The organism is Clostridium sp. Marseille-QA1073 (assembly GCF_054863625.1).
In genome coordinates this window covers 1-16392 of sequence record NZ_JBSVQM010000009.1, presented here as the reverse complement: position 1 = coordinate 16392, position 16392 = coordinate 1, and the positions used below count along the sequence as shown (strand labels likewise).

General features: G+C 31.4%; 18 protein-coding genes. 15 read left to right on the top strand and 3 right to left on the bottom strand.

Going from position 1 to position 16392, the window contains the following annotated elements; translation table 11 throughout:
- Positions 1-7 precede the first annotated feature (7 nt).
- The 11 genes from cwlD (at position 8) to citF (ending at position 11029) form a co-directional block, all read left to right on the top strand.
- On the top strand, positions 8-727 hold the full coding sequence (gene cwlD / locus ACY1IQ_RS09835) for an N-acetylmuramoyl-L-alanine amidase CwlD (protein WP_461613786.1): 720 nt from the start codon (positions 8-10) through the stop codon (positions 725-727).
- A gap of 312 nt (positions 728-1039) precedes the next feature.
- On the top strand, positions 1040-2017 hold the full coding sequence (locus ACY1IQ_RS09830; protein ID WP_461613785.1) for a GntR family transcriptional regulator: 978 nt from the start codon (positions 1040-1042) through the stop codon (positions 2015-2017).
- 20 nt (positions 2018-2037) lie between these two features.
- Positions 2038-2451, top strand: coding sequence for a methylaspartate mutase subunit S (glmS, locus tag ACY1IQ_RS09825; RefSeq protein ID WP_461613784.1), 414 nt, complete (start codon positions 2038-2040; stop codon positions 2449-2451).
- 19 nt (positions 2452-2470) lie between these two features.
- Positions 2471-3865 carry a methylaspartate mutase accessory protein GlmL gene (gene glmL, locus ACY1IQ_RS09820; RefSeq protein WP_461613783.1) on the top strand — a complete coding sequence of 465 codons (1395 nt, stop codon included), beginning with the start codon at positions 2471-2473 and terminating at the stop codon, positions 3863-3865.
- Positions 3866-3885: 20 nt separating this feature from the next.
- Complete coding sequence (locus tag ACY1IQ_RS09815) at positions 3886-5337, top strand: methylaspartate mutase subunit E (RefSeq protein ID WP_461613782.1); 1452 nt, start codon at positions 3886-3888, stop codon at positions 5335-5337.
- Between the two features lie 57 nt (positions 5338-5394).
- Positions 5395-6639, top strand: coding sequence for a methylaspartate ammonia-lyase (locus ACY1IQ_RS09810; protein ID WP_461613781.1), 1245 nt, complete (start codon positions 5395-5397; stop codon positions 6637-6639).
- Between the two features lie 252 nt (positions 6640-6891).
- On the top strand, positions 6892-7734 hold the full coding sequence (locus tag ACY1IQ_RS09805; protein ID WP_461613780.1) for a fumarate hydratase: 843 nt from the start codon (positions 6892-6894) through the stop codon (positions 7732-7734).
- 17 nt (positions 7735-7751) lie between these two features.
- The gene (locus ACY1IQ_RS09800) at positions 7752-8309 is read left to right on the top strand and encodes a Fe-S-containing hydro-lyase (RefSeq protein ID WP_461613779.1); all 558 of its coding nucleotides are present in this window, start codon (positions 7752-7754) and stop codon (positions 8307-8309) included.
- A 4-nt stretch (positions 8310-8313) separates the two neighbouring features.
- Positions 8314-8577, top strand: coding sequence for a citrate lyase acyl carrier protein (citD, locus tag ACY1IQ_RS09795; RefSeq protein ID WP_461613778.1), 264 nt, complete (start codon positions 8314-8316; stop codon positions 8575-8577).
- A 14-nt stretch (positions 8578-8591) separates the two neighbouring features.
- The gene (locus tag ACY1IQ_RS09790; RefSeq protein WP_461613777.1) at positions 8592-9464 is read left to right on the top strand and encodes an HpcH/HpaI aldolase/citrate lyase family protein; all 873 of its coding nucleotides are present in this window, start codon (positions 8592-8594) and stop codon (positions 9462-9464) included.
- Positions 9465-9490: 26 nt separating this feature from the next.
- Positions 9491-11029: a citrate lyase subunit alpha gene (citF, locus tag ACY1IQ_RS09785; protein ID WP_461613776.1), complete on the top strand. Its 1539-nt coding sequence runs from the start codon at positions 9491-9493 to the stop codon at positions 11027-11029.
- Between the two features lie 89 nt (positions 11030-11118).
- Here the strand turns inward: citF and ACY1IQ_RS09780 are convergent, their stop codons facing one another.
- The gene (locus ACY1IQ_RS09780; protein WP_461613775.1) at positions 11119-11655 is read right to left on the bottom strand and encodes a CDP-alcohol phosphatidyltransferase family protein; all 537 of its coding nucleotides are present in this window, start codon (positions 11653-11655) and stop codon (positions 11119-11121) included.
- A 36-nt stretch (positions 11656-11691) separates the two neighbouring features.
- A complete protein-coding gene (locus ACY1IQ_RS09775; protein WP_461613774.1) occupies positions 11692-12855 on the bottom strand; it encodes an aminotransferase class V-fold PLP-dependent enzyme in 1164 nt (387 codons plus the stop codon).
- Between the two features lie 149 nt (positions 12856-13004).
- On the opposite strand from ACY1IQ_RS09775, the gene yedE reads away from it, so the two are divergent.
- Genes yedE through ACY1IQ_RS09760 form a run of 3 tightly spaced genes read left to right on the top strand, consistent with a single transcriptional unit; the run spans position 13005 to position 14524 of the window.
- Positions 13005-14093 carry a YedE family putative selenium transporter gene (gene yedE / locus ACY1IQ_RS09770; protein ID WP_461613773.1) on the top strand — a complete coding sequence of 363 codons (1089 nt, stop codon included), beginning with the start codon at positions 13005-13007 and terminating at the stop codon, positions 14091-14093.
- Positions 14077-14286: a sulfurtransferase TusA family protein gene (locus ACY1IQ_RS09765; RefSeq protein ID WP_461613772.1), complete on the top strand. Its 210-nt coding sequence runs from the start codon at positions 14077-14079 to the stop codon at positions 14284-14286. Before yedE ends, ACY1IQ_RS09765 begins: the two co-directional genes overlap by 17 nt.
- A 1-nt stretch (position 14287) precedes the next feature.
- Positions 14288-14524, top strand: coding sequence for a DUF3343 domain-containing protein (locus ACY1IQ_RS09760; protein ID WP_461613771.1), 237 nt, complete (start codon positions 14288-14290; stop codon positions 14522-14524).
- A 107-nt stretch (positions 14525-14631) separates the two neighbouring features.
- Here the strand turns inward: ACY1IQ_RS09760 and ACY1IQ_RS09755 are convergent, their stop codons facing one another.
- Positions 14632-15324: a TIGR01906 family membrane protein gene (locus tag ACY1IQ_RS09755; protein ID WP_461613770.1), complete on the bottom strand. Its 693-nt coding sequence runs from the start codon at positions 15322-15324 to the stop codon at positions 14632-14634.
- A 222-nt stretch (positions 15325-15546) separates the two neighbouring features.
- On the opposite strand from ACY1IQ_RS09755, the gene ACY1IQ_RS09750 reads away from it, so the two are divergent.
- Complete coding sequence (locus tag ACY1IQ_RS09750) at positions 15547-16260, top strand: DUF5714 domain-containing protein (protein ID WP_461613769.1); 714 nt, start codon at positions 15547-15549, stop codon at positions 16258-16260.
- The last annotated feature ends 132 nt before the right edge of the window (positions 16261-16392 follow it).

Below are 16392 nucleotides of genomic sequence, written 5' to 3'. Positions count from 1 at the left end.
TGGTTTTATGGGATATAAAAATAAGAATTTAATTGTATCATTGTTAGTTATATCGATTTCATTAGTAGGAATGTTAGCTATAAATATAAAATCAGCTAAGACTACAACAAGTATGGAAGTCAATAAGATGATGGGGACTAAAGTTATATTAATAGACCCCGGTCATGGAGGAATGGATGGAGGAGCAAGTGCTAGTGATGGTACTGTAGAAAAACATATTAATTTAAACATATCATTGCATTTACAAAAATTACTTATGGAATCAGGATATAAGGCTATATTAACTAGAGATGAAGATGTAGGATTATATAGTGATAGTGGTACTGTTAAAGAGAAAAAAAGAGAAGATTTAAACAAAAGATGTGAGCTTAAAAAGGAAACAGACTGTAACATGTTTGTAAGTATACATTTAAATAAGTTTCAACAACCTAGTTGTAAGGGAGCACAAGTATGGTATTCTAATAATCCTGAAAGTGAAGTTATTGCTAAAATAATGCAAAACAATTTAAGAATGGATTTAGATGAGAATAATACTAGATTGGCAAAACCATCTAAGGATGCTTATAAGGTACTAAGATGTAATGATACTATGCCAGGTATTTTAGTTGAATGTGGGTTTTTATCTAATAAGCAGGATTTAGAACTTTTAAAGGATGAAAGTTATCAAAAAAAAATTGCAGAGTCACTTTGTAAATCAATAAGAGAATATTTTGAAAAGTCCAATTGAGTCCAAATGGCCTAAAGAAAAGTTATAAAAAAGTCCATTTGTTAATATGAATTTTAATTGAAATAACAAAAAATGAAAAAACTATTGATTTATGCTATAAAATTTAATAAAGCTACAATTTAATAAAGCGCACTTATATCATACTAAAGTGAATAATCAGAAAAAAGCAAGAAAAAAGTCTATCTTCATTTTGAAGGTTGACTTTTTTCTTAATTTTTATAAAATTGACGTTGAATTAAATAGGTCCATATGATATTATAACTGTGGAATGGATTAGTCCATTAATCCATTAACAACTTTGGGAGGTATTTTATGAATATTGTGGTAGATAAAAAGTGTGGAATACCGCTGTATATTCAAGTTAAGAAGCAAATTATGGACTTGATTAAAGAAGGTACTCTCAAGGTTGGAAGTAAAATGCCAACAGAAAGAGAGCTTTCTCAAGAGCTAAATGTAAGTAGAAATACAATAAGTACAGCTTATAATCAACTTGAAAGCAGTGGAGTATTAAGATCCATTCAAGGAAAAGGCACCTTTGTTGCCGAAGAGGCTATATCGTGGAAGGACCAAGAGGTAAAAAATAAAATTGTTAAATTTGTAGACTTGGCACTTGAAGAAGCCTTAGAAATTGGTGTGGAAGCAGAAGATTTTTTAGAAATAGTAGTTCAAAGAGTAAAAGAGAAAAAAGAATTAATGGAAAGAATAACTGCAATCTTTGTAGAGTGTAATATTGAACAAGCTAGAATGTTTAGTAGACAGCTTACAAAAAATAGTAATATGAATGTGGTGCCATTAACAGTTGGAGATCTAGAGGAAATGACAGAAGAAACTGCTAGCGTTATTGAACAATGTCAAGTAATAATAGCAACTTTCAATCATGTTAATGAAGTTAAGAATTCTATTAAACATATGGATAAGGAAGTACTAGGGGTTGCCATTAACCCGAATTTAGAATCTATTGTTAAAATAGCTAGGCACCCAGCAGACAGTAAGTTTGGTTTTATATGCTTATCTGAAGAATTTATATTTAAAATGAAATCCGCATTAGAAGGTGCAGGACTAGGAGATTTGAAAGTAGATTATTTCAATGACCTAGATGAAGAAAGGGTAAAGCAAATAATTGAAGAGTTTGATGTGCTTATAGTTACACCTGGTAGATATAAGGATGTTTCTAGGCTAAACTTACAGAATAAAGAAATAATTGAGTTTTCCTATAGTTTAGATAGTGGCTCTGTAAAGGCGCTTAAATCTAAAATTATAGAAATAAAATATAAGCAAAATCACAATTAATTTTTAGGAGGCTTTTAAAAATGGAAAAGAAGACTTTGGTTCTTGGAGTTATAGGAGCAGATTGTCATGCAGTTGGTAACAAAATATTAGATTATGCTTTAACAGAAGCAGGATTTAATGTAGAAAACATAGGAGTTTTATCACCACAAGAAGACTTTATAAATGCAGCAGTAGAAACAAATGCTGATGCAATAGTAGTATCTTCATTATATGGACATGGTGAAATCGACTGCAGAGGATTAAGAGAAAAATGTGATGAAGCAGGCCTTAAAGGAATATTACTTTATGTAGGTGGAAATATAGTTGTAGGAAAGCAGAACTGGGAAGATGTACAAGCTAGATTTAAATCAATGGGATTCGATAGAGTTTACCCACCAGGAACTACTCTTGAAACAACAATTCATGATTTAAAAGAAGACTTAGGTTTACTATAACAAAAGTGGAGTGATTTAAGTGGATGCATATTTGCTTTTAGACTTTGGAAGCACCTATACGAAATTGACAGCTGTAGATATTGAAAATGAAGAAATATTAGCTACAGCAAAAGATATTACAACAATAGAAGACGATATAATGATAGGCTTTAATAAGTCTTACGAAAAGATTCAAAAGCTATTAGAAGGAAAAGATGTAAACTTTGTAAAAAAATTAGCTTGTTCATCAGCAGCTGGTGGATTAAAGATGGTTGCTATTGGACTTGTGCCTGAACTTACAGCAGAAGCAGCTAAAAGGGCTGCATTGGGTGCAGGAGCGAGAGTGCTAAAAGTTTACAGTTATGAGTTAACAGAAGATGAAATTACTGAAATTGAGAATTCAGATGTAGATATAATATTACTTGCTGGAGGAACAAATGGTGGAAATAAGCAATGTATTTTGCATAATGCAGAAATGATAGTTAATTCTAAACTAGATGTTCCTATAGTAGTAGCTGGTAATAAAAGTGCTAATGATGAAATAAAAAGAATGTTTACAGAAGCAAATTTATATTTTAGCATAACAGAAAATGTTATGCCACAACTAAATTCATTAAATGTTGAGCCAGCTCGTGAAGAAATAAGAAAAGTTTTCATGGAGAAAATAACAGATGCAAAAGGCCTTTCAAATGCTGAGAGTTTTGTAAATGGTATATTGATGCCAACACCAGCAGCTGTACTTAAAGCAGCAAGAGTTTTAGGAGAAGGCAGTGATGAAGAAGAAGGTATTGGCGATTTAATAATTGTTGATATTGGTGGCGCCACTACAGATATACATTCTATTGCAGATGGTGAGCCTACAAAAGCAGGAGTAAATATGAGAGGACTTGAGGAACCTTTTGCTAAAAGAACAGTAGAGGGTGACCTTGGAATGAGATACTCCGCAATTTCTCTATGGGAAGCAGCAGGAAGTAGAAAACTTAGAAAATATTTAAAAGATGATAAAAGAGAAATTAATATAGAAGAATGCTGTACATACAGAAATAAAAATATAAAGATGGTCCCTCAAAGTGAGGATGAGATAAAATTTGATGAAGCTATGGCAAAAGTTGCAACAGAACTATCGATGGAAAGACATTCAGGAGTGATAGAAAATATATATACTCCTATGGGTGTAGTTTATAATCAAACAGGAAAAGATTTAATGGAAGTTAAGTATATGATAGGAACTGGAGGAGTATTGGTCCATAGTAGGAATCCAGGAGAAATCTTAAGTGCAGGTACTTTTAGTAGTGAAAATCCAGTTTCACTAAGACCACAAAATCCAAAATATTTATTAGATAAAACATATATATTATCAGCTATGGGATTATTAGCTCAAGATTATCCAGATAAAGCTGTTAGAATCATGAAAAAATATTTAGTCAGAGTGTAATTATCAGGAGGTAATTTAAAGTGGAATTAAAAAATAAAAAATGGACTGAAGAAGAGTTTTTTAAGGTAAGAGAAGAAGTCTTAGGTCAATGGCCAACAGGTAAGGAAATAGATTTACAAGAAGCAATTGAATATAATAAAAGAATTCCAGACCATAAAAACTTTGCTAAAAAGCTTATAAAAGCAAAAGAAGAGGGTACAACATTAGCGCAACCTAGAGCGGGAGTTGCATTAATAGATAAGCATATAGAACTATTAAACTTTCTTCAAAATGAAGGTGGAGCAGACCTTTTACCTTCTACAATAGATAGCTATACAAGACAAAATAGATATGAAGAATGTGAAATTGGTATTAAAGAAAGTATAAAAGAGGGCAGATCTTTATTAAATGGTTTCCCAGGAGTTAACCATGGACTTAAAGGCTGTAGAGAAGTTTTTGAATCTGTTAACTTGCCAATAGAATCAAGACATGGTACTCCAGATGGAAGATTACTTGCTGAAATTACACATGCATCAGGATGGACTTCAAATGAGGGCGGTGGTATTTCTTATAACATACCATATGCTAAAAACGTTACATTAGAGAAAACAATACTAGATTGGCAGTATTGTGATAGATTAGTTGGATATTATGAAGAGCATGGTGTATCTATAAACAGAGAACCATACGGACCATTAACTGGTACATTAGTTCCACCAAGCACTTCAAATGCGGTAGCTATAATAGAAGCATTACTTGCAGCAGAGCAAGGCGTTAAAAATATAACAGTTGGATATGGACAATGTGGAAATTTAGTACAAGACGTTGCAGCTATAAGAGCATTAGAAGAACAATGTAATGAATATTTAAAAGCTAATGGATACAATGATGTATATTTAACTACAGTATTCCATCAATGGATGGGTGGATTCCCAGCTGATGAAGCTAAAGCTTATGGAGTTATTTCTACTGGGTCAGCAGCAGCAGCATTAGCAGGAGCTACAAAAGTTATAGTTAAAACAACTCATGAAGCTATAGGTATACCAACAAAAGAAGCTAATGCTCAAGGTATAAGAGCTACTAAAATGACTCTTAACTTATTAAGAGGTCAAAGATTACCGATGTGTGAGGAATTAAAAACTGAAATAGAAATTATAAAAGCAGAGACTAAATGCATGATAGATAAATTATATGAAGTTGGAAATGGTGACTTAGCAATAGGAACTGTTAAAGGAATTGAAATGGGAGTAATTGATATTCCTTTTGCACCAAGCAAGTACAATGCTGGTAAAATGATGCCTGCAAGAGATAATAATGGTGCAGTAAGATACTTGAAATTTGGTAATGTTCCATTTACTGAAGAACTAAAAGCTTATAACATGAAGAAATTAGAAGAAAGAGGAAAGTTCGAAGGTAGGGAAGTTGGATTCCAAATGACAGTTGATGATATATTTGCAGTTGGAAAAGGAAGACTAGTAGGAAGACCTGAATAATTATAAAAACAATTTAAAAAGCTAATAACAAAATTTAAGAAGGCAAGGTGTTTTAAAATGAAAATTGTTGACGTAGTATGTTCAGCAGGAAGAACAGGATTCTATTTTGACGACCAAAGAGCAATAAAAAAAGGAGCGGGACATGACGGATTCACATATGTTGGAGAACCTGTAACAGATGGATTTACATCAGTAAGACAAGCAGGGGAATCTATATCTGTAATGTTAATCCTTGAAGATGGCCAAGTAGCCTCAGGAGATTGTGCTGCAGTACAATATTCAGGAGCTGGTGGAAGAGATCCGCTATTTTTAGCTAAAGATTTTATACCTGTTATAGAAAAAGAAATAGCACCAAAGCTAATTGGAAGAGAACTTGAAAGCTTTAAAGCATTAGCTGAAGAGTTTGATCATATGACAATTGATGGAAAAAGATTACACACTGCAATAAGATATGGTGTAACTCAAGCAATACTTGATGGAGTTGCTAAAGCTAAAAAGGTAACTATGGCTGAAGTTGTAAAAGAAGAATACAACACAGGAGTAGAAATAAAGAGAATTCCAATATTTACTCAATCAGGAGACGACAGATACTCAAATGCTGACAAAATGATAATAAAAGGTGCAGACGTAATGCCTCACGCATTAATCAACAATGTAGAGGACAAGCTAGGAACTAAGGGTGAGAAATTACATGCATATGTTAAATGGTTAAGTGAAAGAGTATTAAAACTAAGAACAAGCGAAGACTATAGTCCAATATTCCACATTGATGTTTACGGAACAATTGGAGTAGCATTCGATTATGATATAAAAGCTATGGCTGATTATTTAGCTACATTAGAAGAAGCTGCTAAACCATTCAAATTAAGAATAGAAGGACCTATGGATGTTGAGCACAGAGAAAGACAAATGGAAGCTTTAAGAGATTTAACAACTGAGCTTGGTAACAGAGGAATAAATGTTGAACTTGTTGCTGATGAATGGTGCAATACTTTTGATGATGTTAAGTTCTTCGCTGATAATAAATCAGGACATATGCTTCAAATAAAAACTCCAGATCTTGGTGGAGTAAATAATATTATTGAAGCTATACTATACTGTAAGAAAAAAGGTGTAGGAGCTTATTGTGGTGGAACATGTAATGAAACAAATAGATCAGCAGAAATCTGTACTAACATTGCTATAGCTTGTGGAGCAGATCAATGTTTAGCAAAACCAGGTATGGGCGTTGATGAAGGTTACATGATAGTAAACAATGAAATGAACAGAGTAATTGCATTAATTAATAGAAGAAATAAATAATTATGTAACAAGTGAAAGGCGGTTTATACAAACTGCCTTTTACACTATAATTAAATATATAAGGCATCTTCAAAAAAATAATAGACCAGTATATTAGCCTATTTTCCATCATACTGCGTCGTGAGAACCTGCCCATAGCTCCACTATGAGCAGAACCTAACGCCTTGTCTGATAAAAAATATACTAACATCTTTAATCTATTATTTTCTTTCAGATGCCTAAGTAAAAAATACTAAGCATGGAGGAATTTTTATGAAAGAAATAAATGTTTCAGAGATAATTAAAGCAGTTAGAAAGCTATGCATAGATGCTAATTATTATTTAGGTAATGATGTTAAAAATGCTTTAATTAATGCTAGAGATAAAGAAGAATGGGCTATAGCTCAAGGGATATTAGATAAAATAATAGTAAATGCTCAAATTGCTGAAAATGAAGACATGCCAATGTGTCAAGATACTGGAATGGCTTGTGTATTTGTAGAGTTAGGTCAAGATGTTCATATAGTAGGTGGAAATCTAGAAGAAGCTATAAATGAAGGTATAAGACGTGGTTATGGTGATGGATTTTTAAGAAAATCAGTAGTTAAAGATCCACTAGATAGAGTTAATACAAAAGATAATACTCCAGGAGTAATATATTATAATGTTGTGCCAGGTGATAAACTTAAAATAACTGTAGCACCAAAAGGCTTTGGTTCAGAAAATATGAGTCAATTAAAGATGTTAAAGCCATCTGATGGATTACAAGGTGTTAAAGATTTTGTATTAAAAGTTGTTAAAGAAGCAGGACCAAATCCATGTCCGCCAATAATTGTTGGAGTAGGAATTGGGGGAACTTTCGATAAAGCAGCAAACTTAGCTAAAAAAGCATTAATAAGACCAGTACAAATAAGAAATTCAAATCCTTTCTATGAAGAGCTTGAAAAAGAATTATTAGAATTAATCAATAATTTAGGAATAGGACCACAAGGTTTTGGAGGAAGAAGTACTGCACTTGCGGTAAATATAGAAAGCTATCCAACACATATTGCAGGACTTCCTGTAGCAGTTAATATAAATTGTCATGCTACAAGACATGCTGAAGTAGAGCTTTAATTTAAGGGGGATTTATAATGGAAAAAAGAGTTACTATGCCGCTAACTGAAGAAAAAGTTAAAGATCTAAAAGCAGGTGATAGCGTTTTACTTTCTGGAACTATATATACAGCAAGGGATGCTGCACATAAAAGATTGGTTGATTTAATAGATAAAGGTGAAGAATTACCTATAAATGTTAAGGATAGTGTTATATATTATGTTGGACCAACACCAGCAAAACCAGGAATGGCAATAGGTTCAGCAGGTCCTACTACAAGCTATAGAATGGATGCATATACTCCACAGCTTTTAGAAAAGGGCTTAAGGGGAATGGTAGGAAAAGGCTTACGTTCTCAAGAAGTTATAGATTCAATGATTAAAAATGGTGCCGTTTACTTTGCTGCTATTGGTGGTGCGGCAGCACTTATGGCTAAATGTGTAAAATCTGCAGAAATTATAACTTATGAGGATTTAGGTGCAGAAGCTATAAGAAAACTTGAAGTAGAAGACCTACCATTAGTGGTTGTTATTGATAGCGAAGGAAATAATCTTTACGAAATAGGTAAAGAGGCATATTTAAATAGTTTGAGGTGATAGTATGAAAATCAAGAAAGTTGCAAAAGCAGGAACACTAGAATCTAATGACATTTATATAATGGTTATGCCAAATGATGAAGGTGGAATAGAATTAGACCTTGAAAGTATAGTTATGAAACAGTTTGGTGATGAAATAAGAAAAACTATATTAGACACACTAAGCAATTTAGGTGTAGAAAAAGCTATAGTTAAGGCTCAAGATAAAGGAGCATTAGATTATACTATAAAAGCTAGAGTAGAAACTGCTGTTAAAAGAGCACAGTAATAGAGGTGAATACTATGAAAAAATTAAGAAGAACTATGCTTTTTATGCCTGGTAATAATCCAGGAATGCTTCAAAATGCAGGAATTCTTGGAGCTGATTCTGTTATATTAGATTTAGAAGACGCCGTTAGTCTTACAGAAAAGGATAGTGCAAGGATACTTGTTAGAGAAGCTATAAAAAATGTAGATTATAGCAATGTTGAAGTTGTGGTAAGAATTAACCCTCTTTCAACAGAATATGCTAATGAAGATATAGACGTAATTGCAAGAGTTAAGCCAGATGCGTTAATGGTGCCTAAAGCTACAGAAGAGGAACTAGAAGAAATAGATAAAAGGCTTAGCAAAATAGAAGATGAAGAAGGCTTTGAAGCTAAATCTATAAAATTAATACCAATAGTTGAATCTGCTTATGGCGTAGAAAATGTTTATACAATAATCCAAGCTTCAGATAGAGTTGTGGGAGTTTTACTTGGAGGAGAAGATTATACTTCAGATATGGGTATTAAGAGAACTAAAGCTGGAGAAGAGATCTTCTATGCAAGAAATAGAGTTGCTATAGCTTGTAGGGCAATGAGAGTTGATGCTATAGATACTCCATTTACAGATACCAATGATAGTGAAGGTTTATTAGTAGATACAACCAAGGCTAAATCTCTTGGAATGACAGGTAAAGCATCTATAAATCCAAGACAAATAGATGGAATTCATTCAGTATTTGCACCTACTGCAGCAGAAATAAGACATGCAGAAAGAGTTTTAGAGGCTATGGAAGAAGCAGAAAAAGAAGGTAAGGGAGTATTCTCATTAGATGGAAAAATGGTAGATGCTCCAATTATCAATAGAGCTAAAACTACAGTAGAATTAGCAAAAGTTTTAGGACTTATTTAATAAAGGTTAAATATTGAGGTGATAAAATGAAGAACGTATTAGGACGTGAACTTCCAAGCTTTATAGAAGGATATGGTGAGGTTGTACCTTTTGAAGGTGTCTTTGAAAAAGCTGGAGAAAAGAAAAAGGCTACAGTAAATATAAAATCTGTAACTCCAATGGATGAAAAGCTTGTAAATAGTATAGAAGAAGTTTTAGATAAAGTTAATATAAAAGATGGAATGACAATATCTTTTCATCACCATTTAAGAAATGGTGATTATGTTTTAAATACAGTAGTAGAAGCTATTGCTAAAAGAGGAGTTAAGGATTTAAGAGTAGCAGCAAGCTCAATATTCCCAGTACATGCACCACTTGTGAAATATATGGAAAGTGGAGTAGTTACAAGAATTGCTGCAAACTATATATCAGGGCCAGTAGCAAAGGCTATATCAGAAGGAAAATTAAAATATCCAGCAGTTATGCATACTCATGGTGGAAGAGCAAGAGCAATTGAAAGTGGAGATTTGCATATAGATGTTGCTTTTGTAGCTGCACCTGCTTGTGATAGCTATGGAAATATTAATGGATTATATGGAAAATCAGCTTGTGGAGCACTTGGATATGCAGTAGCAGATGCAGAAGGTGCAGATAAGGTTGTAGCAATTACAGATAATTTAGTACCATATCCAAACTGTCCAATAGAAATAAGTCAGATTTATGTTGACTATGTAGTAAAAGTAGATTCTATAGGAGATCCAGCAGGAATAGTTTCAGGTACAACTCAAATAACTAAAGATCCAGTTGGGCTTAAAATAGCTAAAATGGCATTAGATACAATGATAGCATCAGGTCTTGTTAAAGACGGAATGAGCTTCCAAACTGGAGCTGGTGGAATATCTTTAGCTGTTGCAGCAGAACTTAGAGAATTTATGAAAAAAGAAGATATAAAAGGAAGCTTTGCATCTGGTGGTATAACTGGATACATAGTAGATATGTATAGAGAGGGATTGTTTAAAAATCTATTTGATGTTCAATGCTTTGACTTAAAAGCTGTTGAGTCTTATTCCTCAACTCATGAGCATATGAGAATGTCAGCATCTATGTACGGAAATCCAGATAATAAAGGAGCTGTTGTAAATAACTTAGATGTAGTTATATTAGGTGCAACAGAGATAGATACAAACTTTAATACAAACGTAACTACAGCTTCAGATGGAGTTATAATGGGAGGTTCAGGTGGACATAGTGATACAGCTGCAGGAGCAAAATTAACTATAATAGTTACTAAACTTACAAAAGCTAGACTTCCAATTATAAAAGATAGCGTTACAACAGTAACAACTCCTGGAGAGAGTATAGATGTTATAGTAACAGAAAGAGGAATAGCTGTTAATCCAAGAAGAACAGATCTAATTGAGAAATTAAAAAATACTAATCTTCCTGTTATGACCATAGAAGAACTAAAGGCTGTAGCGGAAAAAATGACTGGAAAGCCTAAAGCAATAGAACTATCTGATGAAGTAGTTGCAGTAGTAGAATATAGAGATGGTTCAGTTATAGATGTAGTAAAAAAACCATTATAGAATAAATGAATAAAAGACATAGAATAATATTACTTATTCTATGTCTTTTCTTTATTTAATAAATTGGAATTTGTAAATTGTGTGCATTTTCATAATGAAAATATGGACTTAATATCTCTACATAATTTTTTAGAAACAATATTAATAATTAATTCTTCCACTGCCGAAATGCTTGCAATAAAACAAACTAAAATAGTTGTTGTGTATAATCCTAATACAACATATATAAAAGGGAAACAAAACAAAACTATACCTGTTAACTTATTTGTATAAGTGTGTAAGAAGGCGAGTTGTTTATAGTGCATAAAACCAACTCCCAACGATATAAAACGAATAATTGCAATAATAACTACCCAGTATATGCCCAATAAAGAAAATTTTAAATTAGGCACAAATATGAACAAAAAAACTATAAACATAAAAAAATCTGCAATACTATCAAGAACCTGCCCCTTTTTACTTACTAAATTCATCTTTCGTGCAATAATTCCATCCAAAACATCACCGATACCACATATAAAATATATTATAAAAAATATTTTCGAAAATGGTTTTATAAACACTAAAACTATTGTGCCTAATATTCTTATTATTGTAATTAAATTGGGAATATTTTTCATTTGCATCATCATCACCCTAACATAAATTATGATTCCTACAAATTAATATTCATCCACATTTTTAATGACTTTATTTATTGCATCAATACAATAATCTATATCTTCCATAGTTGTGAAATGTGAAAAACTAAATCTTACAGTTCCATCAGGAAAAGTTCCTAATGATTTATGGGCAGATGGTGCACAATGCAATCCACTTCTGGTGAAAATTCCATAGTTTTTGTTTAAATAATGAGAAACTATACCATTATCTCTGTTTAAAAAATTTAAAGATACCACTGCAGTTCTATTTTTATTATCTTCTATACCTATAATTTTTACTTTATTTAGGTGATGTATCTCTTTTAAAAATTCACTAGTAACTTGTAGTTCCTTTTCTCTTATTGAAGATATACCCTCTTTTAATATGTATTTTAAAGAAGTGTTTAAACCATATATTCCAGGAATGTTTGGTGTTCCAGATTCAAATTTATCTGGCATATATTCAGGTTGAGTTTCTATTTCTGAAAGACTACCTGTACCACCTTCAATTATAGGAGAAGCATTATGAGCCAGCTCAGAGCTTATCAAAAAACCTCCAATTCCTTGAGGTCCAAGTAATCCTTTATGACCAGTAAAGGCTATTGCACTGGCATTTAGCTCATAAAAATCTATATCTAAGAATCCAGCAGATTGAGCTCCATCAATTATAAAAAATAAGTTATGTTTTTTACAAATTTTACCTATACTTTTTAATGGCAAAATTGTTCCACATACATTAGAAGCATGAGTCATAATTATAGCTTTAGTATTTGTTTTTATAAGAGAACTTAATTTATCTAAGTAAAGATTCCCATCACTATCACAAGGACATTTAGAAAATTCTACTCCGATATTAACTAAAGAAGAAAGTGGCCTCATAACAGCATTGTGCTCTAAGGATGAAACTATAACATGATCTCCAGTTTTTAATAATCCTTTTAGAAGCATGTTTAAACTAGTAGTGATGTTAGAAGTAAATATAACATTTTCAGGTTTGTCAAAATTAAACAATGAACATAGAAGTTCTCTAGTTTCAAAAGCTATGTTTTCTGCTTCTAATGATTTAGAATAAACTCCTCTATTTATATTACAGCCTATATTTAAAATATAGTTGCTCATGCTTTCAGCTACTCCTGGAGCTTTAGGAAATGAAGTGGCTGCATTATCCATATAGAATGTTTTCATATAATCCTCCTTAATAGTTATTAGTATTAGAAATAGATACAAAGATGTCTATATAATAATATAATTTTACTGACTTATACTTATTTGTTAAACTTTACTTAAGGAATTGTCATAATTAATAATAACAAAATTAGGGGGAGGAGTAAATTATGAAAGGGAAAAAAGGTATAATCCTTGGAGGAGCTATCATTGGGTTATTAGCAGTTGTATCAGTTTATTTTGGTAATCCAAAGAATATGGGAATTTGTATTGCTTGCTTTATAAGGGATACCGCCGGAGCACTTGGATTACATAACACTGATATTGTACAGTATGCAAGACCTGAAATAATGGGCATGATATTAGGGGCATTTTTAATTTCATTTTTTACTAAAGAATTTAGTTCTAGAGGAGGATCTTCACCATTTATAAGGTTTATCTTAGGGTTTATGGTAATGGTAGGAGCATTAATATTTTTAGGTTGCCCTACTAGAATGGTTTTAAGATTAGCTGGTGGAGACTTAAATGCTATTTTTGGAATAGCAGGATTTACTGTAGGTATATTAATAGGAATATTCTTCTTAAACAGAGGATTTAGCTTAAAAAGGAATTACAAACAAACTAAAATAGAAGGATTTATATTCCCAATAATTAATATTGGACTATTTGCTTTAGTTGTAACTTATTCAGGACTTTTAATATTTTCAAAAGAAGGTCCAGGCTCTATGCATACCCCAATATTATTAGCACTAGTTATAGGCTTAATAGTAGGTGTAATATGTCAAAGAACAAGAATCTGTATGGTTGGAGGAATAAGAGATTTAGTTTTATTTAAAGATTCTTATTTAATATGGGGCTTTATAGCTATATTTGTTGCAGCACTAATAGGAAATATAGTGCTAGGAAATTTTAATCTTGGTTTTGCAGATCAACCAATAGCACATACTGATGGATTATGGAACTTTATGGGCATGGTAGTAGCTGGATGGGGATCAGTACTTTTAGGGGGATGTCCTATGAGGCAGCTCATATTAGCAGGAGAAGGGAATATTGATTCAGTTATAACAATATTAGGAATGCTTGTTGGAGCAGCTTTTAGTCACAATTTTAAACTTGCTTCAAGTACTAAAGGACCTACTGCAAATGGTCAAATAGCAACTATACTATTTATGATAGTTTTACTAGCTATTTCTTATTTGAGTATAGATAAAAGCTTTAGCTTAAAGAAGAAAGGAGATGTAAGTGTTGGTCAAAATTGATGCTAGAGGAATGTCCTGTCCTGAGCCAGTATTAATGACGAAAAGGGCATTAGAAGAAAATAAGGATGGAGCTAGCGTATTAGTAGATAACAATACAGCTTGTGGAAATGTAGAGAGATTTATGAAGAATGCAGGTTATAATGTTTCACTTGAAAATGTAGGAGAAGATTTCTTATTAACTGCTAAAAAATAATATGAAGTATATAGCTACGTTTTATACTCATTCAGGAGCTATAAAATTTAATAGATTTCTATTAAAAAATAATATATCAAATGAAACATTACCTGTACCTAGACAGTTGAGTTCAAACTGTGGAATTGGAGTTAGTTTTTCATATGAAAATAATGTAGAAAATATTTTTACTGATGATATGGAAAAACTGTACTTATGTAATAAGGACAAATTTAAGCTTATAAAAACTTTTGAATGATAGTGTTTAAATAATAAAAATCCTAGAGAATTAAGATTCTTTAGGATTTTTATTTACACTTATATCTTTATCCTTTAAATTCAACTATCAAATAATCATCATAAAAATCAAATAATATATTTCTCTCTTTTTCCTTTATATAAAAGAAAACCTATTATCATCATTAATAATAGTGCTGCACCATAATATAGTCCAATACCAATTGCAGCTTTAATGAAGAAGATTTCTGGTAACATTTGAATTAAAACCTCTGTTTTTGGATCCAATAGCCATAAGTCATTGGTAAAAAAGATTTCGTGGAAATAAGTAAAGTACTGAGTAAAATTGCTTTGCATTAAAAGTACTAAAATTAATAATAAAGATAAATTTATACCCACAGTAATCATCAGTGTCTTACCAAGATAAAATGGATTTAAAGCTTTCATTTTAAATAAAATTAATAAAGTTCCAATTGCTACAATGGCAGAGATTACTTTTATCCATTGACTAAGTTTAAAAAGGGCTTTTACATCTATCATATGTAAAATTTCACGTTCTCCATAAACTGGCCTTAGCTCACCTTTTATTACTGCTGTAGTATCCAATTCTGCTCTATCATCTTTCAAATATTTAATTAAATCTTTAGCTACATGACGAAGATTTTCTTCATCCATATTTGTAACTGCTTCAATATTATTTTCTTTAAAAGAATTCATATAGTAATTAATATCAAAGCTTTTTATATGAATAGAAGTTGTTAGTATGAATAGCGAAAGACTTAGTCCTAATAAAAAATATAGGAGTACTTTAAATTTTTTCATACAATGCCTCCTTTATGTATCTTATTATCATACGTTTTATCTATTTTTCTATACAGGTATTATATATTAAAATTTATATTTATACCACTAAAGGAAGAAAGGGACGGTTCATTACAAGTTGTATAATTAAAAGAATTCTTCGAATAAAGCATTTTAAATATTAATAAAAATAATGAACCGTCCCTTAACTATGATAAAATAATTAGTAAGGGGGTAAGTGTTATGGGAAAAAAATTTAATTGCATGATTTGTGGAGAAGAATTAACATATTTAAATGAAAGTAGAGAAATGGAATGCTATTATTGTAAGAAAAAGATTCACTCTAATGCTAGTTGTAAACATGGGCATTATGTTTGCGATAACTGTCATAGTTTAGATGCTTTTGAAGTAATTAAGAATTATTGTGCATCAAGTACAAGTATTAATCCCGTAGAAATTGCAATGGATTTAATGAAACATCCATCTGTAAAAATGCATGGACCAGAGCATCATTTCTTAGTTCCATCAGTATTACTAACAGCTTATTTAAATAAAACTTCTGAAAGAGAAAAGCTGTTAAGATTACTTCAAGAGTGTGAAAAAAGATCTAAAAATGTTTTAGGGGGATTTTGCGGATTTTATGGATGTTGTGGTGCAGCTGTAGGAACTGGTATTTTTATGAGTTTAATTTTAGGAGCAACACCCCTATCAAAGGAAAAATGGGGACTATGTAATCTTATGACATCAAAAAGCTTAGAGGCTATAAGTTCCTTTGGTGGACCAAGATGTTGTAAAAGGGACTCATTTTTAGCTATTGAAACATCTATTGATTTTATTAAAGAAAACTTAAATATAGAATTAGAAAAAAATAAAAATACATACTGTAATTACAGTAAAATAAATAGTGAATGTTTAAAAGAAAATTGTAAATTTTATAATATACCTGAAATAAAATAATATACTACAATACATAGACAAACTATCTTAAAAATTAATGTATATCTCTATGGTATCTTAATTCACAGTTCACAATGCAAAATGCACAATTAAGGTGGAAATTATTTTTGATCAAAATAATTTCTTTAATGG

Coding starts and splice junctions, on each gene's coding strand:
- cwlD (WP_461613786.1), top strand. CDS start 8: ATGGGATATAAAAATAAGAATTTAATTGTATCATTGTTAGTTATATCG.
- ACY1IQ_RS09830 (WP_461613785.1), top strand. CDS start 1,040: ATGAATATTGTGGTAGATAAAAAGTGTGGAATACCGCTGTATATTCAA.
- glmS (WP_461613784.1), top strand. CDS start 2,038: ATGGAAAAGAAGACTTTGGTTCTTGGAGTTATAGGAGCAGATTGTCAT.
- ACY1IQ_RS09810 (WP_461613781.1), top strand. CDS start 5,395: ATGAAAATTGTTGACGTAGTATGTTCAGCAGGAAGAACAGGATTCTAT.
- ACY1IQ_RS09805 (WP_461613780.1), top strand. CDS start 6,892: ATGAAAGAAATAAATGTTTCAGAGATAATTAAAGCAGTTAGAAAGCTA.
- ACY1IQ_RS09800 (WP_461613779.1), top strand. CDS start 7,752: ATGGAAAAAAGAGTTACTATGCCGCTAACTGAAGAAAAAGTTAAAGAT.
- citD (WP_461613778.1), top strand. CDS start 8,314: ATGAAAATCAAGAAAGTTGCAAAAGCAGGAACACTAGAATCTAATGAC.
- ACY1IQ_RS09790 (WP_461613777.1), top strand. CDS start 8,592: ATGAAAAAATTAAGAAGAACTATGCTTTTTATGCCTGGTAATAATCCA.
- citF (WP_461613776.1), top strand. CDS start 9,491: ATGAAGAACGTATTAGGACGTGAACTTCCAAGCTTTATAGAAGGATAT.
- ACY1IQ_RS09780 (WP_461613775.1), bottom strand. CDS start 11,655: ATGCAAATGAAAAATATTCCCAATTTAATTACAATAATAAGAATATTA.
- ACY1IQ_RS09775 (WP_461613774.1), bottom strand. CDS start 12,855: ATGAAAACATTCTATATGGATAATGCAGCCACTTCATTTCCTAAAGCT.
- yedE (WP_461613773.1), top strand. CDS start 13,005: ATGAAAGGGAAAAAAGGTATAATCCTTGGAGGAGCTATCATTGGGTTA.
- ACY1IQ_RS09760 (WP_461613771.1), top strand. CDS start 14,288: ATGAAGTATATAGCTACGTTTTATACTCATTCAGGAGCTATAAAATTT.
- ACY1IQ_RS09755 (WP_461613770.1), bottom strand. CDS start 15,324: ATGAAAAAATTTAAAGTACTCCTATATTTTTTATTAGGACTAAGTCTT.
- ACY1IQ_RS09750 (WP_461613769.1), top strand. CDS start 15,547: ATGGGAAAAAAATTTAATTGCATGATTTGTGGAGAAGAATTAACATAT.